The 24,158-nt window shown below is 55.6% G+C and carries 21 protein-coding genes; 18 read left to right on the forward strand and 3 right to left on the reverse strand.

From position 1 onward, the window contains the following. Positions 1–64 precede the first annotated feature (64 nt). The 12 genes from QFX16_RS15640 to QFX16_RS15695 all read left to right on the forward strand — a co-directional run bounded on the left by QFX16_RS15640 (position 65) and on the right by QFX16_RS15695 (position 15,332). Entirely contained in the window at positions 65–946 is an 882-nt protein-coding gene (locus tag QFX16_RS15640; RefSeq protein ID WP_283180386.1) for a phosphatidylinositol-specific phospholipase C domain-containing protein, read from the forward strand. Between the two features lie 79 nt (positions 947–1,025). Beyond that, positions 1,026–1,931, forward strand: coding sequence for an AraC family transcriptional regulator (locus tag QFX16_RS15645; RefSeq protein ID WP_283180387.1), 906 nt, complete (start codon positions 1,026–1,028; stop codon positions 1,929–1,931). Positions 1,932–2,159: 228 nt separating this feature from the next. Then, the gene (locus QFX16_RS15650) at positions 2,160–3,470 is read left to right on the forward strand and encodes an ABC transporter substrate-binding protein (RefSeq protein WP_283180388.1); all 1,311 of its coding nucleotides are present in this window, start codon (positions 2,160–2,162) and stop codon (positions 3,468–3,470) included. 145 nt (positions 3,471–3,615) lie between these two features. Continuing rightward, positions 3,616–4,542: a carbohydrate ABC transporter permease gene (locus QFX16_RS15655; RefSeq protein WP_439900084.1), complete on the forward strand. Its 927-nt coding sequence runs from the start codon at positions 3,616–3,618 to the stop codon at positions 4,540–4,542. Between the two features lie 10 nt (positions 4,543–4,552). Next, positions 4,553–5,383 carry a carbohydrate ABC transporter permease gene (locus QFX16_RS15660; RefSeq protein ID WP_283180389.1) on the forward strand — a complete coding sequence of 277 codons (831 nt, stop codon included), beginning with the start codon at positions 4,553–4,555 and terminating at the stop codon, positions 5,381–5,383. 165 nt (positions 5,384–5,548) lie between these two features. Continuing rightward, on the forward strand, positions 5,549–6,652 hold the full coding sequence (locus QFX16_RS15665) for an ABC transporter ATP-binding protein (RefSeq protein WP_283180390.1): 1,104 nt from the start codon (positions 5,549–5,551) through the stop codon (positions 6,650–6,652). 16 nt (positions 6,653–6,668) lie between these two features. Beyond that, a complete protein-coding gene (locus tag QFX16_RS15670) occupies positions 6,669–8,141 on the forward strand; it encodes a mannitol dehydrogenase family protein (RefSeq protein ID WP_283180391.1) in 1,473 nt (490 codons plus the stop codon). A 173-nt stretch (positions 8,142–8,314) separates the two neighbouring features. Then, positions 8,315–9,811 (forward strand): xylulokinase, encoded by a 1,497-nt coding sequence (gene xylB / locus QFX16_RS15675; protein WP_283180392.1) that lies wholly within the window; start codon positions 8,315–8,317, stop codon positions 9,809–9,811. 13 nt (positions 9,812–9,824) lie between these two features. Continuing rightward, a complete protein-coding gene (locus QFX16_RS15680; RefSeq protein ID WP_283180393.1) occupies positions 9,825–10,769 on the forward strand; it encodes a carbohydrate kinase family protein in 945 nt (314 codons plus the stop codon). 317 nt (positions 10,770–11,086) lie between these two features. Then, positions 11,087–13,135, forward strand: coding sequence for a type VI secretion system Vgr family protein (locus QFX16_RS15685; protein ID WP_283180394.1), 2,049 nt, complete (start codon positions 11,087–11,089; stop codon positions 13,133–13,135). Further along, a complete protein-coding gene (locus QFX16_RS15690) occupies positions 13,126–13,992 on the forward strand; it encodes a DUF4123 domain-containing protein (protein ID WP_283180395.1) in 867 nt (288 codons plus the stop codon). The genes QFX16_RS15685 and QFX16_RS15690 overlap by 10 nt, the downstream gene beginning before the upstream one ends. Before the next feature lie 29 nt (positions 13,993–14,021). Then, entirely contained in the window at positions 14,022–15,332 is a 1,311-nt protein-coding gene (locus QFX16_RS15695; protein ID WP_283180396.1) for a LysM peptidoglycan-binding domain-containing protein, read from the forward strand. Here QFX16_RS15695 and QFX16_RS15700 read toward each other — a convergent pair. Further along, positions 15,325–16,662, reverse strand: a complete 1,338-nt coding sequence (locus tag QFX16_RS15700; protein ID WP_283180397.1) for an IS4 family transposase — start codon at positions 16,660–16,662, stop codon at positions 15,325–15,327. The genes QFX16_RS15695 and QFX16_RS15700 overlap by 8 nt on opposite strands. A 138-nt stretch (positions 16,663–16,800) precedes the next feature. On the opposite strand from QFX16_RS15700, the gene QFX16_RS15705 reads away from it, so the two are divergent. From QFX16_RS15705 to QFX16_RS15720, 4 genes are read left to right on the forward strand one after another with little or no spacing between them, the layout of a single operon-like run. Next, positions 16,801–19,014, forward strand: a complete 2,214-nt coding sequence (locus QFX16_RS15705) for a hypothetical protein (protein ID WP_283180398.1) — start codon at positions 16,801–16,803, stop codon at positions 19,012–19,014. A gap of 19 nt (positions 19,015–19,033) precedes the next feature. Further along, the gene (locus QFX16_RS15710; RefSeq protein ID WP_283180399.1) at positions 19,034–20,011 is read left to right on the forward strand and encodes a tetratricopeptide repeat protein; all 978 of its coding nucleotides are present in this window, start codon (positions 19,034–19,036) and stop codon (positions 20,009–20,011) included. Then, positions 20,008–20,997: a tetratricopeptide repeat protein gene (locus QFX16_RS15715; protein WP_283180400.1), complete on the forward strand. Its 990-nt coding sequence runs from the start codon at positions 20,008–20,010 to the stop codon at positions 20,995–20,997. Before QFX16_RS15710 ends, QFX16_RS15715 begins: the two co-directional genes overlap by 4 nt. Positions 20,998–21,004: 7 nt before the next feature. Continuing rightward, complete coding sequence (locus tag QFX16_RS15720) at positions 21,005–21,970, forward strand: tetratricopeptide repeat protein (RefSeq protein ID WP_283180401.1); 966 nt, start codon at positions 21,005–21,007, stop codon at positions 21,968–21,970. A gap of 251 nt (positions 21,971–22,221) precedes the next feature. On the opposite strand, the gene QFX16_RS15725 is transcribed toward QFX16_RS15720, so the two are convergent. Next, the gene (locus QFX16_RS15725) at positions 22,222–22,518 is read right to left on the reverse strand and encodes a hypothetical protein (protein WP_283180402.1); all 297 of its coding nucleotides are present in this window, start codon (positions 22,516–22,518) and stop codon (positions 22,222–22,224) included. A gap of 508 nt (positions 22,519–23,026) precedes the next feature. Here QFX16_RS15725 and QFX16_RS15730 point away from each other — a divergent pair. Together QFX16_RS15730 and QFX16_RS15735 are read left to right on the forward strand one after the other, a co-directional pair. After that, positions 23,027–23,296, forward strand: a complete 270-nt coding sequence (locus tag QFX16_RS15730; RefSeq protein WP_283180403.1) for a DUF2790 domain-containing protein — start codon at positions 23,027–23,029, stop codon at positions 23,294–23,296. 91 nt (positions 23,297–23,387) lie between these two features. After that, positions 23,388–23,783 carry a hypothetical protein gene (locus QFX16_RS15735; protein WP_283180404.1) on the forward strand — a complete coding sequence of 132 codons (396 nt, stop codon included), beginning with the start codon at positions 23,388–23,390 and terminating at the stop codon, positions 23,781–23,783. Here the strand turns inward: QFX16_RS15735 and QFX16_RS15740 are convergent. After that, entirely contained in the window at positions 23,780–24,049 is a 270-nt protein-coding gene (locus tag QFX16_RS15740; RefSeq protein WP_283180405.1) for a DUF1652 domain-containing protein, read from the reverse strand. The two genes, QFX16_RS15735 and QFX16_RS15740, sit on opposite strands and share 4 nt — an antisense overlap. Positions 24,050–24,158 lie beyond the last annotated feature (109 nt).

A 24,158-nucleotide genomic window follows, 5' to 3' on the forward strand; every position in this document is an offset into this window, starting at 1 on the left:
GCCACATCCGACACATGAACTTCTTCTCCCCATGGATGGGGCGAATCAACGACAAGGAACTGTCATGACCCGCAATACAGCAACCACACTCGACAAACAGAAATGGATGAGCAACGTACTGGATATCGGCCAGTTGAAGCTGACCGATATTGTCTGGCCCGGCACGCACAACGCCGGCATGGACAAAAAAGCGCCGAACTATGAGGTGGTGGTCGGCAACTGGACAACGTGCCAAAACGACTCATTTGCCTGGCAACTGGCCAACGGCGCACGGGCGTTCGACATCCGGCTTGGCTGTACCGCCGGCCCGGTAGTACCGGTGTTCTACTTCCATCACAGCGGCTATCAGTCCCACCGCATTCTTGATGAACTGATCGATGCGGTGACGTCATTCCTCGACCGAAACCCGGACGAATTCATCGTCCTCGACTTCCACCAGTTAGGGGATGCAGCGAAGCCTTTCGACTACCAACAACTCAATGATTTTCTGATGCGCCGCCTGGGTTCGCGCCTTATCCGCTCCTTGGATGCATTCAGTACCGTGGAACAACTCAAGCGCGCCAGCTCACAGCGCCGCATTGTCATGGCAGCGCAGGCGAAGCCCGGGCTGGACCGTGAGTATTTCTGGCCGCAGATACCTCACAAGTGGAACGGCAAGGTATTCACCGACACCAGCGATCTGCAATCGCATATCCAGACCACCCTTGTGGGGGCGCCTTACGATAGATTTCTCTGGTCTTTGCCGGCGACGTGCTATTCGCTGCTGGGGGGCCCGCAGCACATCAAAAACCAAATCAACGACTGGTTCCACACCACCCGCGACTGGGTCACCCGGTGCAGCATCATCAGCACCGATTTCTTTGACGAGGCGGATATTGTCCGCTACTGCTGGAGCGCCACCAGCATGAAAGCGGTTTACGGAGACAGGTTGCACAAGTCGGCCTAAGCGAAAGTCGTGGCACGCTGGCACAGCGGGCGCCAAAAGAGGCATGATCGGATAGCGATAACAAGAAAAGCGCCCTGACATGACCCGAACCGCCCGCGTGACAGACCCCTCCTACGAACTGATGGACGACCACAACGGGTTGTCCATCATCTACCGCCAGCACGGTTTTCCTTGCCCGTTGGTGCGTTGGCATTTTCACAAGGAATACGAACTGCACCTGATCGTCGCCAGCTCCGGCAAAGTGTTCATCGGTGACTACATCGGTAACTTCTATCCAGAATCGCTATTCCTCACCGGCCCCAACCTGCCCCACAACTGGATCAGCCAGGTGGCCGAAGACGAAGTGGTGCCCAAGCGCGACATGCTGGTCAACTTCACGGATGAGTTATTCGACAGCGGTCACTTGGTGTTTGCCGAGCTCAAAACGCTGGCGCCGCTGTTGGAGCGCGCCCAGTACGGCATCGAGTTTCGCTGCAAGCGCACCATTCGCCAGGCCATGACTTTGATGCAGCGCATCGCCGACAGCAAAGGCGTGACACGCCTCGGGCACTTTTTCATTCTGCTGGAGTTGCTGGCGGCCTCTGATGACTATCAGCTGCTATCCGGGGCCACGACGCCGCAATTGGCCGACGAGCACAACATCGATCGCACCAATCGGGCGGTGGATTACATCTTCGCGCATTACGCCCGGGACCTGCCGCTGGAGGAAGTCGCCGAGCACCTTGGCATGAAGCCGACTTATTTCAGTCGAGTGTTCAAGCAAGCCACTGGCCGCTGTTTCATCGAATTCGTCAATCGACTGCGCATCAGCAAATCCTGCGAGCTGCTGGCCGATGGCAACAAACCGGTAACCGATGTGTGTTTCGAGTCGGGCTTCAACAATATTTCCAACTTCAATCGGCGTTTTCAGCAGCTCAAGGGCATGACGCCGTCGCATTACCGGCGATTGGCCGTGCAGCGGCTGACTGAGCAGAACCTGGGTTAAACGCCTGAAAACCTATACGGATTCCACAGAGCCTAACCGCTGAAAAGCCGTCCCCTGCACATCTCCCTCCAAACACCAGTGCAAAATAGTATCGATTCAAGTGCGATGGATGATTTGTCACGTCATCAATAGAAGGCTGTAATCAGTGCACATTCTTCCCTCCGCAGGAAGACACAAAAACAATAACTGTCCTTCTGTAACCCGCCGGGTGCAGAAAAGGAGTGCACGATGCAACCTTCTGTAAAAGCTCTGCTTGCCCTCACCTGCATGACCCTTAGCAGCGTCAGCCTCGGCGCCCAGACCCTGACCATCGCCACCGTCAACAACAGCGACATGATCCGCATGCAAAAACTCTCGAAAATCTTCGAGACCGAGCATCCGGACATCAAGCTCAATTGGGTGGTGCTGGAAGAAAATGTCTTGCGCCAACGCCTGACCACTGACATCGCCACTCAGGGCGGACAGTTCGATGTGCTGACCATCGGCATGTACGAAGCCGCACTCTGGGGTGCCAAGGGTTGGCTGGAGCCGATGAAGGACTTGCCAGCCAGCTACGCCCTCGACGACGTGTTCCCGTCGGTGCGTGAAGGCCTGTCGGTCAAGGGTTCGCTGTATGCGTTGCCGTTCTACGCCGAAAGCTCCATCACCTATTACCGCACCGATCTGTTCAAGGATGCCGGGCTGACCATGCCCGAACACCCGACCTGGACCCAGATCAGCGAATTCGCCAGCAAACTCACCCATAAGGATAAAGAACAGTACGGCATCTGCCTGCGCGGCAAGGCCGGCTGGGGCGAGAACATGGCGCTGATCACCACCGTTGCCAATGCCTATGGTGCGCGCTGGTTCGATGAGAAGTGGCAACCGGAATTCACCGGCCCCGAGTGGAAAAATGCGCTGAACTTTTACGTCGACACCATGAAGAAATCCGGCCCGCCGGGAGCGTCGAGCAATGGTTTCAATGAAAACCTGGCGCTGTTCAACAGCGGCAAATGCGCGATCTGGGTCGATGCCAGCGTCGCCGGCTCCTTCGTCACCGACAAGACCCAAAGCAAGGTCAGCGACCACGTCGGCTTCACCTACGCACCGCACGAAACCACCAACAAGGGCTCGGCCTGGTTGTATTCCTGGGCGCTGGCGATTCCGACCAGTTCCAAGGCCAAGGACGCCGCGAAAACCTTCAGCGCCTGGGCCACTTCCAAGGAGTATGGCGCTTTGGTTGCCGAGAAAGACGGCATTGCCAACGTACCACCAGGTACCCGCGCTTCGACGTATAGCGACGAGTACATGAAGGCTGCGCCGTTCGCCAAGGTGACCCTTGAATCGCTGAAAGCCGCGGACCCGAGCAATCCGACCCTCAAGCCCGTGCCGTATATCGGCATCCAGTTGGTGACCATTCCTGAATTCCAGGCCGTGGGCACCCAGGTCGGCAAATTGTTCTCAGCCGCACTGATCGGCCAGACAACGGTCGACCAGGCCCTGACCGCTGCCCAGTCAACCACCGAACGTGAAATGAAGCGCGCCGGTTACCCCAAGTAACCCGCCATTTCAATGTGGGAGCGAGCCTGCTCGCGAAGAGGTCGGTACATCCGATGCATCTCTGGCGACTGGAACACCGCTTTCGCGAGCAGGCTCGCTCCCACAGTTGATCTTCATATGTCTGTTCCTTATCGGTTCTATCGCCATGAATATTTCAACTGCCAAAGCTCACATGGACATTCCCCAGCTGGTGCGTAAAAGTCGGTTGGCCAACCCCGGCTGGTTCCTGGTCAGCCCCTCAGTGGCGTTGTTGCTACTGTGGATGATCGTGCCGTTGGGCATGACCGTTTACTTCTCGCTGATCCGCTACAACCTGCTCTACCCCGGCGAGAACCAGTTCGTCGGGCTGGAGAACTTCAGCTACTTCCTCAGCGACTCGGGTTTCCTGCCCGGCGCCACCAACACCTTGTTGCTGGTCGGCAGCGTGCTGCTGATCAGCGTGGTGTTCGGGGTGCTGATCAGTGCGCTGCTGGAGGCCAGTGAGTTTCTCGGTCGCGGCATCGTGCGGGTGATGCTGATCTCGCCGTTTTTCATCATGCCCACCGTCGGTGCGCTGATCTGGAAGAACCTGATTTTCCATCCGGTGTCGGGGATTCTCGCCTACGTCTGGAAGCTGTTCGGCGCGCAGCCGGTGGACTGGCTGGCGCATTACCCGCTGCTGTCGATCATCATCATTGTGTCCTGGCAATGGCTGCCGTTCGCGATCCTGATCCTGATGACCGCCATGCAGTCCCTCGACCAGGAGCAGAAAGAAGCCGCGCGCCTCGACGGTGCCGGGCCGATCGCGATTTTCTGGAACCTGACCTTGCCGCACCTGGCACGGCCGATTGCCGTCGTGGTGATGATCGAAACCATCTTCCTGCTCTCGGTGTTCGCCGAAATCTTCACCACCACCAACGGCGGCCCCGGCTACGCCTCGACCAACCTCGCCTACCTGATCTACAACCAGGCGCTGGTGCAGTTCGACGTCGGCATGGCGTCCGCCGGTGGTTTGATCGCGGTGGTGATCGCCAACATCGCGGCCATCGTGCTGGTGCGCATGATCGGCAAAAACCTGACAGACAAAGCCTGAGGCCTGCGCCATGACCCTTCAACAATCCCGCCGTCTGCAAAGCCTGCTGCTCGGCACCCTGGCCTGGGCCATCGCGATCCTGATCTTCTTCCCGATCTTCTGGATGGTGATGACCAGTTTCAAAACCGAAATCGATGCCTTCGCCACGCCGCCGCAGTTCATCTTCACCCCGACGCTGGAGAATTACCTGCACATCAACGAGCGCAGCGATTACTTCAGCTTCGCCTGGAACTCGGTGGTGATTTCCTTCAGCGCCACGGCCCTTAGCCTGCTGATCGCGGTGCCGGCGGCGTACTCGATGGCGTTCTACGAAACCCAACGCACCAAAGGCACACTGCTGTGGATGCTCTCCACCAAGATGCTGCCGCCGGTGGGCGTGCTGATGCCGATCTACCTGCTGGCCAAAAGTTTCGGCCTGCTCGATACGCGCATCGCGCTGATCGTGATCTACACGCTGATCAACCTGCCGATCGTGGTCTGGATGATTTACACCTACTTCAAAGACATCCCCAAGGACATCCTCGAAGCCGCGCGCCTCGACGGTGCCACGCTGTGGCAGGAAATGGTCCGGGTGCTGCTGCCAATCGCCAAGGGCGGCCTGGCGTCCACGGTGCTGTTGTCGCTGATCCTGTGCTGGAACGAGGCGTTCTGGTCCTTGAACCTGACTTCGTCGAAAGCCGCGCCGCTGACCGCATTGATCGCCTCGTACTCCAGCCCCGAAGGTCTGTTCTGGGCCAAGTTGTCGGCGGTGTCGACGCTGGCCTGCGCGCCGATCCTGATCTTCGGCTGGATCAGCCAGAAACAATTGGTCCGCGGCCTGTCGTTCGGCGCCGTGAAATGAAGATCGCCGACTCAACGCGATCCACTGTGGGAGCGAGCCTGCTCGCGATGGCGGAGTGTCATTCAACAGTGATGTTGACTGACACGGCCTTATCGCGAGCAGGCTCACTCCCAAAAAAAAGCCCGCACGGCTCAACTGAATAACAACAAGTGGAGGCCCATCATTATGGCCAACCTGACAATCAAGAATCTGCAAAAAGGCTTCGAAGGCTTTTCCATCATCAAAGGCATCGACCTGGAAGTGAACGACCGTGAGTTCGTGGTGTTCGTCGGCCCGTCGGGCTGCGGCAAATCCACGTTGCTGCGCCTGATTGCCGGCCTGGAAGAAGTCAGTGGCGGCACCATCGAACTGGATGGCCGCGACATCACCGAAGTCAGCCCGGCCAAGCGCGACCTGGCGATGGTGTTCCAGACCTACGCCTTGTACCCGCACATGAGCGTGCGCAAAAACATGTCGTTTGCCCTCGATCTGGCTAGCGTACCGAAAGCCGAAGTCGAGAAGAAAGTCGGCGAAGCGGCGCGCATCCTTGAACTCGGGCCGATGCTCGAACGTAAACCGAAACAGTTGTCCGGCGGTCAGCGTCAGCGCGTGGCCATCGGCCGGGCTATCGTGCGCAATCCGAAAATCTTTCTGTTCGACGAGCCGCTGTCCAACCTCGACGCCGCCCTGCGGGTGCAGATGCGCCTGGAACTGTTGCGCCTGCACAAAGAACTCAAAGCCACGATGATCTACGTGACCCACGATCAGGTCGAAGCCATGACCATGGCCGACAAGGTGGTCGTACTCAATGGCGGCAAAGTCGAACAAGTCGGCTCGCCCCTGGATCTGTATCACCAGCCGGCCAATCTGTTTGTCGCCGGGTTCCTGGGCACGCCGAAAATGGGCTTCCTCAAGGGCAAAGTTACCCGCGTCGAGAGCCAGAGCTGCGAAGTGCTGCTGGACGCCGGCACCCGCATCACGTTGCCGCTGAGCGGCGCCAACCTGAGCGTCGGTGGTGCGGTGACCCTGGGCATTCGCCCGGAGCATCTGAATCTCGCGCAAACCGGTGACTGCACTTTGCAGGTCACGGCCGACGTCAGCGAACGCCTGGGCAGCGACACCTTCTGCCACGTGGTGACCTCGTCCGGCGAAGCCTTGACCATGCGCGTTCGCGGCGACCTGGCCAGCCGTTATGGCGAGTCGCTGAGCCTGCATCTGGACGCCGAGCACTGCCATTTATTCGATGCCGACGGTGTGGCGCTGACCCGCCCGTTGCGCGCTGCGGCCTGATTTTAGAGAGCACGTGATGAAACTCAATAAACAGAACCTCAATCGCCTCGCCTCCGAGGTGGTCCTGCCCGCCTACGCCCTGAGCGACACCCGTCAAGGCATCGCGCACATCGGCGTCGGCGGTTTCCACCGCGCTCACCAGGCCTATTACACCGACGCGTTGATGAATACCGGTGAAGCACTGGACTGGGCCATTTGCGGCGTCGGCCTGCGCGCCGATGACCGCCGCGCCCGTGACGATCTCAAAGAGCAGGATTACCTCTTCACCCTGTTCGAGTTGGGCGATACCGACGACACCGAAGTTCGGGTGATCGGCGCGATTCGCGAGATGCTGCTGGCCGAAGATGGCGCACAAGCGCTGATCGACAAACTCGCCAGCCCCGAGATCCGTATCGTTTCGCTGACCATTACCGAGGGTGGTTACTGCATCGATGACAGCAACGGCGAGTTCATGGCCCAGCTGCCGCAAATCCAGCACGACCTGGCACACCCGAGCGCACCGAAAACCGTGTTCGGTTTTCTCTGCGCCGCGTTGGCCAAACGTCGTGCAGCCGGCACGCCCGCGTTCACCTTGATGTCCTGCGATAACCTGCCGCACAACGGCGCGGTCACTCGCAAAGCGTTACTGGCTTTCGCCGCCCTGCGCGATGCCGATCTGCGGGACTGGATCGCCACCCACGTGAGTTTCCCCAATGCCATGGTCGACCGCATCACGCCGATGACCAGCACCGAACACAAGCTGCAACTGCACGATAAACACGCTATCGACGATGCCTGGCCGGTGGTCTGCGAACCTTTTGTGCAATGGGTGCTGGAGGACAAGTTCGTCAACGGTCGTCCAGCCTGGGAAAAGGTCGGCGTGCAGTTCACCGACGACGTCACGCCTTATGAAGAGATGAAGATCAAACTGCTCAACGGCAGCCACCTGGCACTCACATATCTGGGTTTTTTGAAGGGTTACCGCTTCGTTCACGAAACCATGAACGACCCGCTGTTCGTATGCTACATGCGTGCCTACATGGACCTGGACGTGACCCCGCAACTGTCACCCGTGCCGGGGATTGACCTGACCGAGTACAAGAACACGCTGGAGGCGCGCTTCTCCAACCAGGCGATTGCCGATCAGCTGGAGCGTGTGTGTTCGGACGGTTCGTCGAAGTTTCCGAAGTTCACTGTGCCGACGATCAATCGATTGATTGCTGATGGACGAGAGATGACGCGTGCGGCATTGGTGGTGGCCGCTTGGGCGTTGTATTTGAAGGGCGTGGACGAGAATGGCGATACCTACAGCATTCCTGATCCGCGGGCGGCGTTCTGTCAGGCACTGGTGGCGGATGATGCGTTGATCACCCAGCGGTTGCTGGAGGTTGAGGAGATTTTTGGTACGGCGATTCCGCATTCGCCGGAGTTCGTGGCGGCGTTTGAGTGGTGCTGTAACAGTTTGCGTGACGTCGGCGTGTCGCGGACGTTGGAGCGGGTGTTGGCTTAAGCACGGCGGTGAATCTGCCTCCGTCTTCGCGAGCAGGTCGAATCGTCGCACCGTCGCTCCCACATGGGATCGGTGTCGGACACAAAATCCGTGTCCTCTGAAAATCTCCTGTGGGAGCGAGCCTGCTCGCGAATGGCTTCACCGAGATCGACCTGACACACCAAGGATCTTCCATGGCAAACCAACAACTATTCCTCGGCATCGACTGCGGCACCCAAGGCACCAAAGCCATCATCCTCGACGCCGTCAGCGGTCAGGTGCTGGGCCAGGGTGCCGCCGCCCACACCTTGATCAGTGGGGCCAATGGCCGCCGCGAGCAAGACACCTCCCAATGGCTGGACGCCTTCGCGCTGGCCACCCGCCGCGCATTGCTCGCGGCGAAGGTCGACGGCCAGGACATTCTCGGCATCGGCGTTTCCGGCCAGCAACATGGGTTAGTGCTGCTCGACGATCAGGGCCAGGTGCTGCGTCCGGCCAAACTCTGGTGTGACACCGAATCCACCCCGGAAAACGGTAGTCTGCTTGCCCATCTGGGCGGCGAAAAAGGCTCCCTGGAACGTCTCGGTGTCGTGATCGCGCCGGGCTACACCGTCTCCAAACTGCTCTGGACCAAAGAACATTATCCGCAGATTTTCGCTCGCATCGCGCGCATCCTGCTGCCCCATGACTACCTCAATTATTGGCTCACCGGCCGCAGTTGCAGCGAGTACGGCGACGCCTCGGGCACCGGGTATTTCAACGTGCGCACCCGCCAATGGGACTTGCAGCTGCTGCGTGACATCGATGCCACCGGACGACTGCAAGCCGCGCTGCCGGAGCTGATCGACGCTCATCAAGCGATCGGCACAATCCTGCCGAGCATTGCCGAACACTTGGGCATCAGCCCGCAGGCGCTGGTCTCCAGCGGCGGTGGCGACAACATGATGGGCGCCATCGGCACCGGCAATATTAAGCCCGGCGCTATCACCATGAGTCTCGGTTCATCGGGGACGGTGTGCGCCTATGCCGACCAGCCGAAAGTCAGTCCGGACTCTTCAGTCGCAACGTTCTGCTCCTCCAGTGGTGGCTGGCTGCCGCTGATCTGCACCATGAACCTGACCAACGCGACCGGGGTGATTCGCGAGCTGTTCGAGCTGGATATCGAACAGTTCAACGAACTCATCGCGCAAGCACCCATCGGTGCCGAAGGTGTGTGCATGCTGCCGTTCCTCAACGGCGAGCGCGTCCCCGCCCTGCCCCATGCCACCGGCAGTCTGCTGGGGTTGACGATGAGCAACCTGACCCAGGCCAACCTGTGCCGCGCGGTGGTCGAAGGCACGACCTTCGGTTTGCGTTATGGACTGGACCTGCTGCGCCAGAATGGCTTACAAAGCCGCAGCATTTGCCTGATCGGCGGCGGCTCGAAAAGCCCGGTGTGGCGGCAGATCGTCGCTGACATCATGAACACGCCGGTAATCTGCACCGAACAAAGCGAAGCCGCGGCCCTTGGCGCCGCTATTCAGGCGGCGTGGTGCAAGTCCTGGGAAAACGGGCATGAAGACAGCCTCGCGGACCTTTGCGAGCGTTGCGTGAAGCTAGACTCGGCCAGCGAAACCTTGCCGATCGCAGACAATGTGGCGGCCTGTCAGCAGGCCTACGAACGCTATCAACAGCATGTCGCAACCCTTTAAAGAGTGAATAACTATGTACCTGGTGTGTGGCGAAGCGCTGTTCGATTTCTTCAGTGAAGACGATGCCAGCGGCCTGGCTTCAAAAGTGAATTTCAAGGCGATTGCCGGCGGCTCGCCGTTCAACGTCGCGGTGGGTTTGCGCCGTTTGGGCGTGGACGCGGCGCTGTTTGCCGGGTTGTCGACCGACTACCTCGGCCGGCGCTTGCAGCAGGTGCTGCAGGATGAAGGCGTGCGCTCGGATTACCTGGTGGATTTCGCTGCGCCTACGACCCTGGCGATGGTGGCCGTCGGTGCCAATGGTTCACCGCATTACAGCTTCCGGGGCGAAGGCTGCGCGGATCGTCAGCTGAAAACCGAGCATCTGCCGGAACTGAGACCTGAAGTGCGCGGCTTGCACATCGGTTCGTTTTCGCTGGTGGTGCAACCGATTGCCGACACGCTGTTGGCATTGGTGCAGCGGGAAAGCGGCAAACGCTTGATCAGCCTTGATCCCAACGTGCGGCTCAATCCTGAGCCGAATATCGACCTGTGGCGCTCGCGGATTGCCACCTTGGTTGAGCTGGCCGACCTGATCAAAGTCAGCGATGAGGATTTGAGCCTGCTGTACCCCGAGCAGGATCCGCAACGGGTGATCGAAGGCTGGCTGCAGCATCGCTGTCAGTTAGTGTTTCTGACCCGTGGTGGCGAGGGGGCGACTGTGTTCAGCCGTGCCCATGGTTCATGGTCGGTGCCGGCGAGCTCAGTGAAAATCGCCGACACCGTGGGCGCTGGCGATACGTTCCAGGCAGCGCTGATTACCTCGCTGACCGAGCAGCAGCTGGATTCGGTTGAGGGCGTGCAATCGCTCGACCGCGAGCAGATCGACGGGATGTTGAAGTTTGCGGTGCAAGCTGCGGCGCTGACGTGCAGCAAGACCGGGCCGGACTTGCCGTATCGCCAGCAGTTGGATCTTCGCTGAGGCTGAAGGCCTCTTCGCGAGCAGGCTCGCTCCCACAGTAGATCTTCAGTGGACACAGGTTTTGTGTTCGGCAACGATCCAATGTGGGAGCGAGCCTGCTCGCGAAGGCGGTGTCACTTACACCGCTAATCTTCCGACGCTGGAGTCGTGTGACTGGAGAACGGGGATTAGAACACGGGGGTGAGCGGCAATAAGAGTAGAAGGCTGTTACGGGCTACAGACGACTTTAGTCGGTAAATGACTGCTCGTTTCCTTGAACGAGGCGCTTTAATCCTGCACCATCCGCCCCAGCTTATTCAAAGGACGGAATTAAAGGCATGCTGGACGCGAACGCAACCCATATTTCCCTGACGCTGGAAGGCGTTTCCGTTGACCTTCAGGTACTCAGCTTCGTCGGTCGCGAAACCCTCAATCAGCCGTTCTGTTTCGACATCGAACTGGTCAGCGCGCGCCCCGACCTGAAACTCGAAGAGTTGCTGCACAAGCCTGGCTGCCTGACCTTCGGCGCCACCGGCAAAGGCATCATCCACGGTCTGGTGTACCGCATCGAGCAAGGCGACTCCGGCAAAAGCCTGACCCGTTACAGCATCAGCCTGGTGCCGCAACTCGCCTACCTGCGCCACAACCATGACCAGCAGGTTTTCCAGCATTTAAGTGTGCCGAAGATCATCGTTCAGGTCCTCGAAGCGCGCGGCATTCTGGCCGACGCCTACAGCTTCCAGCTCGGCGCCATCTACCCGGAGCGCGATTACTGCGTGCAGTACGACGAATCCGACCTGCATTTCATCCAGCGCCTGTGCGAAGAAGAAGGCATCCACTTCCACTTCCAGCACAGTGCCAGCGGCCACAAACTGGTGTTTGGCGATGACCAGACGGTGTTCCGCAAACTCGCGCCCGTGGCCTACCAGCAAGACTCCGGCATGGCTGCCGAGAAACCGGTGATCAAGCGCTTCAACCTGCGCCTGGAAACCCGCACCACCCGCGTCAGCCGTCGCGATTACGACTTCGAGAAACCGCGCATCCTTCCCGAAGGCGCCGCCAAAAGCGAATTCGCCCCGGACCTGGAAGACTACGACTACCCCGGCCGCTTCACCGACCGCGAACGCGGAAAGCAACTGGCGACCCGCGCCCTGGAACGCCATCGCAGCGACTACAAACTTGCCGAAGGCAAAGGCGACGAGCCGACCCTGGTCAGCGGCCACTTCATGGCCCTGAGCGAACACCCGCGCGCCGAGTGGAACGACCTCTGGCTGCTGCTGGAAGTGGTGCACGAAGGCAAACAGCCGCAAGTGCTCGGCGCAAACGTCACCAGCGACGTCACCCAGAACAAAGACGATTTCCACCAGGGCTACCGCAACCGCTTCCTCGCCACCCCGTGGGACGCGCACTTCCGCCCTGCCCTCGAACACCCGAAACCCAAAGTCCTGGGCAGCCAGACCGCCATCGTCACCGGCCCAGCAGGTGAAGAAATCCACTGCGACGAGTACGGCCGCGTCAAAGTCCAGTTCTACTGGGACCGCGAAGGCCAGGCCGACGACAAGACCAGTTGCTGGCTGCGCGTCGCCACCGGCTGGGCCGGCAACGCCTACGGCGGCATCGCCATCCCGCGCATCGGCATGGAAGTGCTGGTGTCGTTTATGGAAGGCGACCCCGACCAACCACTGATCACCGGCTGCCTGTACCACAAGGAAAACGTCGTCCCGTACGACCTGCCGGCGAACAAAACCCGCAGCACCTTCAAGACCCTGAGTTCACCGGGCGGCAAGGGTTACAACGAGTTTCGGATTGAAGACAAGAAAGGTGCGGAACAGATCTACCTGCATGCCCAGCGGGATTGGGATGAAAACATTGAGCATGACCAGAAGATTCGCATCGGCAACGAGCGACATGACACCGTTGAAGCGAATGTTTTCAGCGAGTTCAAGGTTGAAGAGCATCGGATTACCCATCTGGATCGCAAGACTGAGACCCGGGCGAATGATCACCTGACGGTTGCCGTGACTCAGCATGTAAAGGTGGGGACCGCGCAGTTTGTTGAGGCGGGTCAGGAGATTCACTACAACGCTGGGGAAAAGGTTGTGGTTGAGGGCGGCATGGAGCTGACGGCCAAGGCTGGCGGGAGCTTTGTGAAGATAGATGCCGGGGGCGTGACGATCAGTGGCGCGCAGGTGAAGGTTAACTCGGGGGGTGGACCGGGTTCGGGGACGCCTGCTGCGCCGTTGTTGCCGGGGCCGATGAAGGTGGCGGATGCGGATGTAGCGGGCAAGGCCCCTCTCCCCAGCCGCCTCAACGAATCGGGCATTACGCCGTTGTGCGGCAAACAGAGCAACGGCGCCTGCAGCCGTAAGGATTGCACATGCATGTAACCGCCATGAACACCCTGCTGGCCGCACCTCGATATGGATTCGAGTCGCTGCCCAGGGAGCAGTCCAGTCAGGTCCTGTGTTTCATCATCGATCGCGTACGCCAACCCGAGGCGATGTCGCGTCTGTATCGCATCGGCGAACCGATGAATGCTCAAGCCTTGTTCAGCAGCACTGACTTTGCGGAAATCGCCAATGAAGGTCCGCTCTGGCTCACAGCACCTTGGGGCAGCCGGTTGGCAGTCGAAGCCACGCGATTGTGCGAAGAAAACCACTCGGGCATTGCCCTGGTCGCAGAAGACGCCACTCAGGCCCTCGCACACGCGCGCTGGTTGCTACGAGCCAACGACGGTTCCGGCGGCCAAAGCCTACTGAGCTATCACAAACCGAGCCTCTGGGCTGCGTTGGCCTACACCGCAGGTGACGCGTCCATTCAATTGTTCGGTCCTTGGCAAGCGGTGTACAGCCCTGCCCCGAGCCACTTCGGCAAAGAGCGTGGCGCGTGGCTGTCGTGGACGGCGAAATCGGAACTGAAGTGGCGTGGCGATGGCCCGGCGTTCAACCTCCCCGACAACGCAGCAAAGATTCAAGCGCAACTGGGGTGGTTGTACTGGGTCGATGAGCAATATGCCGCGTTCGGTGAGCCCGCTGATGATCGGATCAATGAAATTGCCGAGAACCTGGACCTTTTGCTCAAAAACAACATCTACGAAGGTGACCATTTGCTCAAGCTCGCCTCTGTCGTCGACGGACCGCTGCTTGAAACCCGGCCAGAAGCAATGGCCATCCTGCAATCCAGGGAAGAGTCGTTCATCAAGGTTGAACAGCTGATGCAAACAGCATCCGGCAATCCCCAATGAACCCGACGCAACAACAGAACGGAAGCACCATGGAAATTACCAATCATTCAGTCAGTCTTGGTGAAACCCTCAGCGAGATTGCTGTTCGCTACAAAACTACTGTTGCGCAGTTGCGCCAGTTGAATCCCTTTATTGCCTACCCGGATGTGATTATGCCGGGCTGGAATCTTAGTGTTCCCAAGAGTGCTCAGGCTGAAGTGGTTGCAACGCCCGCGGCCGCTCCACCAGCGTCCTCCGAACAAGCTCCACAGGCCCAAAGCGCAGGTGCGCCAGGCCCTGAACCCATTGACTTGGGACCCAAAAAGGACTTTACAGAAACGTGTGCGCCCAGCTTCAAGGATCAGCCAAAGCCTTGTTCCAGTACATTTGGCACCGCCATCTACGCGACGGAAGAGGAGGAATTCTGGTTACTGCCAGAACGCGCCTCTTCCTCGATGAAAGAGGCGATGCATGCACTGGATAAACAGATTGCCCCTAGCAAATCCCGCGAGGAGCGCCTCAAAGGATTAGACGATAGCGGATTGCTGAGTTACTTCCTTGAGCCAAAACTGAGTAATTTCCTCGAAGGCGAACAGCGCCAGAGAATGGAGGCCATTGAAGCTCAGGAACCGAATATCGAAATGGACCCAGGAATGGTCCTTCGCAGTCGACAAGAAGTAAAACGCGCCAAAGAAAAAGATGCACCAAAGGCAGAAGCGCCAAAAACCGATACTCAACGCTCGCGGATAGATCAACTTCAGGCGGATAACGATACTCAGAACCGCATTCGCAATGATTACAGCGAACTACATAAGTTACGCAGCGAATGGTTGGCGCTTAAAAAAATAGCTATCGCCGCTGCTGTAAAGACGGGGCATTCCTATGAGAACGGCACGTTGTTCGCTCCTGCGGCAATTGAAGCCCGCACCCGCGTCCAGAATTATCTGGAACAACGCAAAGCGTTGATCAGCAAGGGCGGCATCCAGCCAAAGGCGCAGGAAGATATCGCCAAGCTCCTTGAAACAGACAAGAAAAAACGAGATGAGCTGCAGAAGTGCCTATACACCTGCGAAGGTGATACGTACGCCTATCTGGCGTGGAAGCACGGCGAAGCCAAGTCGTTTGCCTATCACGAATACACCGACGCGATTATCAAAGTAGCGGAGTATGGGATTGCCCTGCCTGAATATGCGTTGATCAGTGGCAATGACATCACTTCAGGTATCGAGCAGTTCAAGTTGTACCTCGATACAGAAAAACAGCAGTCGGAAATCAATGACCGTCTGCGTAAAAAGTACAAAAACTGGATCGAAGCGACCGGTCAAAATGCCCAGGCACCGGCCGCAATGCTGTTCACTTAAGCGGAGCAGCCTTGCGGTTAACCGGATACCGGGTTTTTGACATCTTCACCGCCCTAGGCCTCGCAGGCCTGGGGCGTTTTGCTATGAAGAGCACACCAATGCTGCCGCGAAGCTCGTCCAGGCGTCTTGGCGTGTGTGAGGGCGAGACCGCTCCGGCCATGACCACCAGATGGCTGGCGATGTGCTGACAGGCAAACTTGAAACTCACCTCGCTGGGAGCCCGCTTATGAGCTACAGCCGCCTGACTGGCTTCTCGACGCACTACGTTATAAGCCAGTAACAGCCCCCATAATTCTTGATACACCAGGTCTACAGTCTTGCTGCGAAGGGTCAAGGCATTGTCTTGCATTGAGCTTTTGATATCCCTGAAACCCAGTTCGATTTCCCATCGCTCGTGATAAAGGGTGGCGACCTGCTCAGCGCTAAAGTGCGAGGCTGGCAGGGAGGTGAAGACGGTTTTTTCTTTCCCGGCGACCTCGTAGGTGACCGCCCGTACTTGCCAGTACTCAGGCAACAGTGGGTTCTTTTTACGCGCTTGCTGCGAGACCTTCATCTGGACTAGGTAATCACCATCGCCGTAGTGTTCAATTTCCGTGCGAACAGTACCCTTACGCTCCGGGATCATCCAATGCCGGTTTTTTTCAGTACTTTGGATACTCAACAATAGGTCCGCACTGAAAAACCCTTTGTCCAGCAGGGTCACTGAGTGGTTGGGTATGCTCTCGATGAAGTCCTTGGCCAGCGGGATCTCCCCTTTGCGGTAAGGGCTGATGGCCGCGTTGGCGATGATATGAGAACGGGCGTTCATCAACGCAACAAGGCGCAGCACCGGATAAGGGGTTTGACGATCGGAGGAGGTATTGCCGGAGCCAAAATGGTCCCGCAATGACGACGTTTCCGGGGTTCGAAACAAGGCACCGTCGACGGCAAAGACTTGAAGACCGTGCCAGTCATCTTGCGGGTAGCGCTCGTATCCCCAGACATTGGCGCACTGTTGAAATAACCAAGCGACAGGCTGATTCCCCAGACGCTGGCGCGCCTGCGACAACCCGCTTTTGGCTAACAGCACCTCATTAGCAAGACCGTCGGCACAAATATTCAGTCGGCGAGCGACCTCGACTATTGGCTCACCTCTGAAAAGTGCCATCCCGACTACCAGCCAAAGGACTATGTCCGAAGGCAAGCGCCGACGTCGGATCGTGGCTTTATCCGCCAGAGCGGCCGCTGCGGTGATCCAATCATGAGGAATATGATCGGTGAACACCTCAAGGCGAGAGAGCGGTTGCTTAGCAAAATCCAAAACCGCGCTTAAATCCTGAGCAACAGACATAAAAAATCCGGAATCCTTATCAGATTCCGGATTTTCCGGCTGCCTGAGGATTAGTCAACAATCCTTAAGTGAACAGCATTGCAGGCACCGGCCGGGCTTGTCGAGGTCGAACGTACTGAATGGGACCGGTTGCAAGTTGTGAAACAAGGTTTGCACGAAAAAGCCAAGCAAAAAGTCACCGCGGACCCTATTCGACGTCACTTGCTATGGGAACCAGAGCAGTTTGAGCCGCAGCCTATTGATCGGCTCGTCAAGGATGGCTTCCCGCTGAGGGAAGTCAGCACGCTGGGTGCAAGCGGGACACCATTGAAATGGTTCAGTTTACTGACCCTCAAGGGTGCGCCAAAACTGCTTGAGGAAGACTTGAAAAAAGCAGGTAAGAGCATCAGCAAAGTGGTTGAAGGTATTCCCGCAAATGGCGGCGGTGGCGCGAGTAAAAACAGTGCGCAGAAGGTATTCGGGCAGTGGCTTGAAAGCCAGGGTGCACTAAGAATTGGAGACCAGGTCGGCGATTGGTTTGACACCACTGGCTGGTTCAATATCGACAAGTTTTACAGCTTCCTCCAAAGCAGTGGCTATAAAGTGACCGAGCTCGAGGATGCCGGCGCGCGCAAAGAATGGGGCGAGCATCTCAAGCAAGTAGTCTTCAAAAAAAGTGTTCGTGGTGAGGTGAGGCTCTTCGATAAGAGTCCACAAGCGCAATTCGTCCGCTGCCTGGCACCGCCGCAAAAAAAACTGCATGGCGAAGTGAAGCTGGAAGGCCCCTCCTACTCCGCCGCTGAAGGCTTTAAGACGTCGGCAAGCGCGTCGCTGAGCTTTGACTTGGCACGAGGTGAAGTGGAACTGCTAAAAATCGATATGCCGACGCGTGAGAAGGCCAAGGATGTGACTGTCGATTACTACCTTGAAGGTAATCCTCAGCTTCAAACCTTGAACCTTGGCCGGATGTCCTTCCACTTCGGAGCCCGTGCCTGGGGATACGCCGGTGCGTCTCTGATGCTCGCCGGTAGCATTGAACTGTCCCCTATAAACGGCAACGCCAAATATGGCGCCACACTAAGCCCTGTCAAACCGGCACAGCGCGAAGATGCCGAAGCAAAAGCGGAACGTAAGACCCACGATGAAATGATCCAAACCAAAGCCGCCAACGGTGACACCAGCCCTACTCCAGACCTTGTATACCAATCCAAGGCTCTGACTGCTGTCGATACCAAATCCAGTGGCCAAGTCCTGTCCGGCAGGGCCGCCAAAGTACAAATTGCAGATGGCATGAAGGCCAAATTCGATCTGTTCGCCGGCGTGCAAGCAGGTATCCAACTGACAGGGGCTTTGAATTGGGCTCCGCCTAAAGCATTGGCTGTATTGCGGGCAGGTCCCGCCACGGGAATCAACAACAGCAAGGAGGCTACAAGCGCTGGCCAATGGCTAACGCTTGCCAACCTTAGCGGATCTTTAGGCGCTGCCTATGGCGCGGGCTTGCAGGGCAATGCTGGAATTTCTCTGGATAAGGGAAAATTCATCCTCAATCTTAAAGCAACGGTTGTACTTGGACCGGGTGCGACTGGTAGTTTCAAGTTTGAGGTGGGTTACGAGGCTGTTGTAGAACTCATCAATATTTATCGACGTGAGCTGTATAAAGCTAAAGGCGCTTCTATTAGTTGGATGACGCCGGAGGCTGCTGAACAAGCTTCTGCACTGAACATGCTCGGCGCGGTTGGGTTGGATGTTGCAATGGTCTACATGATGGGCATCAACGTCATTATGAATCTATATGACGCGATGACCAGTAGTGGAAAAGGAGGGCCCATTGCTCATACAATTGTTGAATATCACAACCAAGAGGAAATGGAGAAATGGTTCGTTCAGGCGACGCCAGCAGCTTTAGGTCCTATATTTATGACACTGACATCTGTACCACAAGCCTTTGCCGTAACCTCGACGAAGGAAGGTGAAGGTGATCCAAATGATGAGAAGCACGAGTACCTCAGAGATGAGGCATATCTGTTACAACAACAAGCAATAAGTAAGATAGTAAACTGGATAGGTAAAAACTCCAGTGCTTCTGGGACATTGACCGAGGCTCAACAGCAGTTTGAAGACGCATGCAAAAGCATGAATAAATTTGGCGAAATCGCCGAAACCTCAGGGCAAGCATACTGTGAAAACAAATACAAACTAGACAACTTCATGCAAAATCCCGTATTGAGATTTTCTCGACAAGATAGCGACCAAATTCGAGCAGCTTATGTGAGAGAGAGCAAAAAACTGGGTCAACGTCTAGATGGCTCATGCAAACTAGACTTTCATGAAAACAGCTATATCCCAAGAACCACCATGAAATACACAGGCTAATAAACCTCGAGAAATTAACATGATTTATTCAAAGTCATTCTTATGCACTATAATATTTTCTTTCATTATTAGCTTTAATTCGTTAGCTGCCCCTCCACAACAGCAACTTGAAGAAAAAGAAAAAGGCATTATTCTTTACAATCAGTTTAAGACTTTGTCTGCGATCTCTCATCTAGAAATCGCCGCAGAAGCAGGAGATCACGAAGCCCAGTATTATCTGGGCGAAGCGCTGCGCAAAGTCAAACGGTATATTACACCTGAGGCACAGAGCGCTTATGAAGCATCTGCACTTCAAGGCGATATATATTCAATGATTAGACTCTCTGGAAACAAGAACGATCTGTGTATTGTTATGAAGAACTGTCCAAAAGGTCGAAAAGAACCAGCTGAATGGCGAAAAATGGCATTAGATGCTGCTAAAAAAGAAGCGGCCAAAGGAGATGCAGAAGCCATGTATCTGTTGTTTCGCCTAACTGGAGACGACAAGTGGCTTGAGCAATCAGCGGAGAGTGGATATGCCTTCGCACAGTATTACCTGGCAACCGGGTACCGTGATGGAAAAGGGTTTTTCCTGCTTCCATCAAAGAGAGCAGAAGTAGTTGAACGCTTAATGAAAGCATCTGCTGAAGGTGGCTACCCTTTAGGTATGATGGGGTATGTAGAAGTTCTTGCGTACAAAAAAGATTTTGAAACGCTCAGATTCTGGAATGAAAAGGCTGCGAAAGCTGGATATGCAAGTGCTGTATTCGGATATGGTTCTTTTTTATCTAAGAACCCATCAGAACTCGGATTCCCTTATGACCCAGTAAAATCATACGCTTTAATTTACACGCTACTTGAGCTTGACGGTGGTGGCGGCTTGCAAGATTACGCTAACGACATGCTCCCTGAAATTGCAGCAAAACTAACGCCTGAACAAATCGAACAAGCAAAGCAGATGTCGAAAGAATGGAAAGCAACACACCCGCCGCTATCATATTTCCCAGATAAATTATGAAGCAGCGATCAGCACGAGCATTGTGCTTTATAGCCTTTTTCTTGGCAGGAATATCCTCACCAGTTTGCGCAAAGCTTACGAGCGAGCAGCAGTCTGCCAAGAGTCGAGGTATTGAGCTTTACACCCAGTTCAAGGCTATCTCTGCACTCCCCTACCTACAAATCGCTGCCGCTGCCGGTGACAGCGAAGCTCAATACTATCTAGGCGAAGCAATACAAAAAAACAAACGATATATCGACACAGCGGCCAAAGATGCTTACGAGGATTCTGCTAAGCAAGGCAATATTTATTCAATGATTCGACTTGGCCAGATGGAGGGTGATCTCTGTGCAACCATGAATAACTGCCTAAAAAGTCAAAAAACCCCTAAGGAATGGCTGGCAAGCGCAAAATCATTGGCCGCTAAGGAAGCCGCGCAAGGCAACGCCGAATCAATGTATTTAATGTACGAGATTACTGGCGATAAAAAATGGCTTGAGCAATCAGCGGAAAACGGCTTCGCACTATCACAATACTTATTAGCAACTGATTATCGCGAAGGAGGAGGTTTTTTTCTATTGCCTTCAAATCGAGCAGATGCAGTTGAACGCTGGTTTAAAGTCTCCGCGGAAGGTGGTTATCCTAGGGCAATGAGTGGACTGGCAGCAGCCTTGCTAGAAAAAAATGACCCTGAAGGCGCTAGAAACTGGACCGAACGGGCTGCTGCTACAGGATATGTGGAGGCAATTTTTAACTACGGCTACTATTTATCTGGAAAAAACACCGACTTTGAATTTCCAGTAGATTTTGTTAAATCGTACGCACTGCTTTCGCTCCTCCTTGAACTTGATGGCGGCGGCGGTGCTAAGGAAGATGCAGAGTACGTCATATCCAAAATCAAAGAGAAAATGAACCAAGCTCAATTAGATGAGGCCGATAGGTTTGCATTCAACTGGAAAAAAACCCATCCAGCTCTTTCGTTTTTCCCTTTCAAGCTGAGCCGCTAAACAACCCATGAAACAAAAATTAGTAATCGCTATTATCTGGATATTCTCAGCGGTGGCACATGCGCATGTTTCCGCAGATTCGCAGCTTGCAAAAAATCAAGGCTTGGCGCTTTACAATCAATTCAAAGCCATTACTGCAGTACCCTATCTGAAAGCAGCAGCTGAAAGTGGCGATCATGAAGCCCAATATTATCTCGGCGAGGCAATTCGTAAAAACAAAAAATATATGACTCCTGAAGCTATGAGTGCCTATGAAGCATCGGCCCTCCAAGGCGATATATACTCGATGATAAGGCTTGCAGGAGAGAAAAATGATCTCTGCGTAGCTATGGGTAACTGCCCAAAAGGCCGAAAGGAACCTGGCGTTTGGGGGAAGTTGGCGTTAGATACCGCTAGCGTAGAAGCTGCGAAAGGAAACGCAGAAGCGATGTATCTTATGTTTATCGTTACCGGCGATGATGAATGGCTGAAAAAGTCCGCAGAAAACGGGTACGCATATGCACAATACTTTTTAGGGGTAAGCTATCGTGAAGGGAGAGGTTTTTTCCTACTACCATCGAATCGGGCGGAAGTTGTTGAGCGTTTACTGAAATCTTCCGCAGAAGGCGGCTACCCTCAAGGCATGTTGGCGTATGGAGCTATCCTGGCGGAAAAAAAAGACTTGCAAGGATTTAGACTCTGGAACGAGAAAGCGGCGGAAACTGGATACGCGACTGCAGTATTTGGATATGGATCTTACCTCGGAGAAGAGTCATCAGAGTTTGGGTTCACTTACGACCCCGTCAAATCCTATGCCTTACTTCACTTGTTACTTGAGTTAGATGGTGGAGGCGGAATGCCAGACTATGTGAATTTTGCGCTACCTGAGATTGCCGCCAAGATGACTCCGGAGCAAATAGAAAAAGCAATGGTATTCTCTAGAGAATGGAAAGCAACCCGCCCACCACTATCCTTCTTCCCTGACAAGCTATGAACTATTAACACTATGAGAGCGTATTGTTTTCGTCGCCTTCTTCATGATCGGAAATGCCGAAAAATGAAGGTTGAACGGATCGAACACTCGAAGAAAGTGGCACAAAGGTTAAAAGCTATTTATCCGTCCCTCTCGTTTTTTGCTGAGAAGTGGGGCCGCTAAAATCACCGCGCCCACATAGCAGAGAGCAGCACAAGCGGAAGAGTGAGTTCCCGTATTTTGCTGCTCCCTTTCTTACGATAAAAACTTCGTCAGACCGGCGCCTTCCACCCCATCATCTGCTGCTGCGCAACCAGCAGCAAATCGGACCCATCCTGCGTCAGCAGATAAAGCGCGTGGGTAATGTGCGGAATATCTTGAACATCACCGTTCTTGAAGCATTGGCAATGGAGCGTTTCAAGTAACTGGCTGGCGGCTCGGACACGCTGTAAAGCGGCTTCGAGAATGTCTTGGGGATTGGCCTCGGTATCGATGACCATTGGGTTTGTGTCGGTAACGCTGCTTTTGATTGAGCGATAGCGATCGGGGAATGGATTTAGCGTTGGCATAGTAATTACTCGATGATTAGTAAATAACCGCCAGTACCGTGACCAAACGATGGGAGGCGGACTGTGTACAGGCTTGGTCAACCGATACCATCAAATCGGCTCGCCCGGAGGCGTCCAGCACACAGCCGCCATTGCAACGCACTACGAGGACATAGATGTCCGCAGCGCGAATGATGGCACACATAAGTGTGATGGCATCAGGTGACCAAACCTGTTCGCTGATTTTGCAGCGAGGTCAAACAGTAAACGCTGGTAGCCTGCCGGCGAAAGACGACAAAGAGTCCGACCGTGTAGGAACGGGCCGAACCTCCCTCTGTTTTTTTACCTGCATGAAACCTCTGACAGAAACCTCCTCACGACAGGCGGCATTCAGTCGGGTTAACCATTGCTTAACCCCGCGGTCCAAATCTTTACTGGACCGCACGCCCTCAGAGCTCTCTGACGCCCAGTGCGGCAGGTTCGACGCCTAAACGTCGAGCTGACTTTAAGCCTGCATCGGAGATCGTTCATGAACATGCGCACCTTGCTGATCACCACCGCCCTCGCCTGCACCGCGTTTGCCGGTCTGGCCCAGGCCAATGACACTTCGAGCTCTCAGGCGGTGCCGTACCACTATGGTATGCCGCTGCACGTGGGCAAGGTCATTGCCTTGACCGAACCGTCGACGCTGGACTGCAAAGTGGTCACAGCCAACATGAAGTACATCGATAGCACCTCGGGCAAGCCTGCGGAAATCTCCTACCGTAAACTTTCCGACGCCTGCAGTTATCAGAACTGACTGAAAGGTCTGATTCAACACTTTACGGTATTCCTGTGAGGGGTTCTGGCGCTATGCTCTGCGCCTCCCCCCACTGCCGCAAGGATTCGCCATGCAGTTATCGTTTCGTGCCTTGTCGACTTTTACCGCAGCGCTGTGTTTTCTGTTGGCCCTGGTCTGGGGTTTGATGCCGGACAGGTTGCTGTCAATCTGGAGTATCGAGTACTCGTTGGCGGTGGGCGTTGTCGCGCGGCGCAGTGCAATGCTGTTCGCGGCATTGGGCGTGATGTTTTATCTGGTTCGAAACGAGTCGCCTTCGATCACCCGCCATGCGCTGAGCAATGGTTTCATGGTCGGCTGCTGGGGGCTGGCAGCACTGGGATTCGGCGAATGGCTCAATGGCCATGCCGGTCCGGGCATTTTGCTTGCGGTGGTGGTCGAACTGGCGCTGGGCCTGGCGTTTCTCCAGACCAAGCGCGTGTCGATGGAACTCGAAACCGTGGGTTAAAGCGCTTTTCTGTCTGGATGCAGAGTCTGGGCAATGGTTTGCTGATGCATGTCAGAGCGCAGCCCGGCAATCAGGTCATTGATTTCTCGACAACCATTTAGCTGTTTGGCATTTATTCCTGTCTTCATTAGATCGAGATGATCGGTTTCACGGTCGGAATACACCTTGACGGTCATCGACAGGTCCGGCGACAGCGTGCATTGACAACGTTTTGGCAAAAAACTGCTTTCAATGATATTGCGAAGTTCCAAGGCAGAAAGAAACATGGCGACCCTCTCCTTAATGTGAGACTGCCAATCAACGATCGATACTGACGCAATGAAATCCCCGGTCAGCTTAAGACCAGCTACAGCATAAAACATGCCTTGGATTTCG

The organism is Pseudomonas svalbardensis (genome assembly GCF_030053115.1).
GTDB classification, from domain to species: domain Bacteria; phylum Pseudomonadota; class Gammaproteobacteria; order Pseudomonadales; family Pseudomonadaceae; genus Aquipseudomonas; species Aquipseudomonas svalbardensis.

Excerpts from the sequence above, each read along its gene's own strand:
- QFX16_RS15640 (WP_283180386.1), top strand. The coding sequence starts at position 65 with ATGACCCGCAATACAGCAACCACACTCGACAAACAGAAATGGATGAGC.
- QFX16_RS15645 (WP_283180387.1), top strand. The coding sequence starts at position 1,026 with ATGACCCGAACCGCCCGCGTGACAGACCCCTCCTACGAACTGATGGAC.
- QFX16_RS15650 (WP_283180388.1), top strand. The coding sequence starts at position 2,160 with ATGCAACCTTCTGTAAAAGCTCTGCTTGCCCTCACCTGCATGACCCTT.
- QFX16_RS15655 (WP_439900084.1), top strand. The coding sequence starts at position 3,616 with ATGAATATTTCAACTGCCAAAGCTCACATGGACATTCCCCAGCTGGTG.
- QFX16_RS15660 (WP_283180389.1), top strand. The coding sequence starts at position 4,553 with ATGACCCTTCAACAATCCCGCCGTCTGCAAAGCCTGCTGCTCGGCACC.
- QFX16_RS15665 (WP_283180390.1), top strand. The coding sequence starts at position 5,549 with ATGGCCAACCTGACAATCAAGAATCTGCAAAAAGGCTTCGAAGGCTTT.
- QFX16_RS15670 (WP_283180391.1), top strand. The coding sequence starts at position 6,669 with ATGAAACTCAATAAACAGAACCTCAATCGCCTCGCCTCCGAGGTGGTC.
- xylB (WP_283180392.1), top strand. The coding sequence starts at position 8,315 with ATGGCAAACCAACAACTATTCCTCGGCATCGACTGCGGCACCCAAGGC.
- QFX16_RS15680 (WP_283180393.1), top strand. The coding sequence starts at position 9,825 with ATGTACCTGGTGTGTGGCGAAGCGCTGTTCGATTTCTTCAGTGAAGAC.
- QFX16_RS15685 (WP_283180394.1), top strand. The coding sequence starts at position 11,087 with ATGCTGGACGCGAACGCAACCCATATTTCCCTGACGCTGGAAGGCGTT.
- QFX16_RS15690 (WP_283180395.1), top strand. The coding sequence starts at position 13,126 with ATGCATGTAACCGCCATGAACACCCTGCTGGCCGCACCTCGATATGGA.
- QFX16_RS15695 (WP_283180396.1), top strand. The coding sequence starts at position 14,022 with ATGGAAATTACCAATCATTCAGTCAGTCTTGGTGAAACCCTCAGCGAG.
- QFX16_RS15700 (WP_283180397.1), bottom strand. The coding sequence starts at position 16,662 with ATGTCTGTTGCTCAGGATTTAAGCGCGGTTTTGGATTTTGCTAAGCAA.
- QFX16_RS15710 (WP_283180399.1), top strand. The coding sequence starts at position 19,034 with ATGATTTATTCAAAGTCATTCTTATGCACTATAATATTTTCTTTCATT.
- QFX16_RS15715 (WP_283180400.1), top strand. The coding sequence starts at position 20,008 with ATGAAGCAGCGATCAGCACGAGCATTGTGCTTTATAGCCTTTTTCTTG.
- QFX16_RS15720 (WP_283180401.1), top strand. The coding sequence starts at position 21,005 with ATGAAACAAAAATTAGTAATCGCTATTATCTGGATATTCTCAGCGGTG.
- QFX16_RS15725 (WP_283180402.1), bottom strand. The coding sequence starts at position 22,518 with ATGCCAACGCTAAATCCATTCCCCGATCGCTATCGCTCAATCAAAAGC.
- QFX16_RS15730 (WP_283180403.1), top strand. The coding sequence starts at position 23,027 with ATGAACATGCGCACCTTGCTGATCACCACCGCCCTCGCCTGCACCGCG.
- QFX16_RS15735 (WP_283180404.1), top strand. The coding sequence starts at position 23,388 with ATGCAGTTATCGTTTCGTGCCTTGTCGACTTTTACCGCAGCGCTGTGT.
- QFX16_RS15740 (WP_283180405.1), bottom strand. The coding sequence starts at position 24,049 with ATGTTTCTTTCTGCCTTGGAACTTCGCAATATCATTGAAAGCAGTTTT.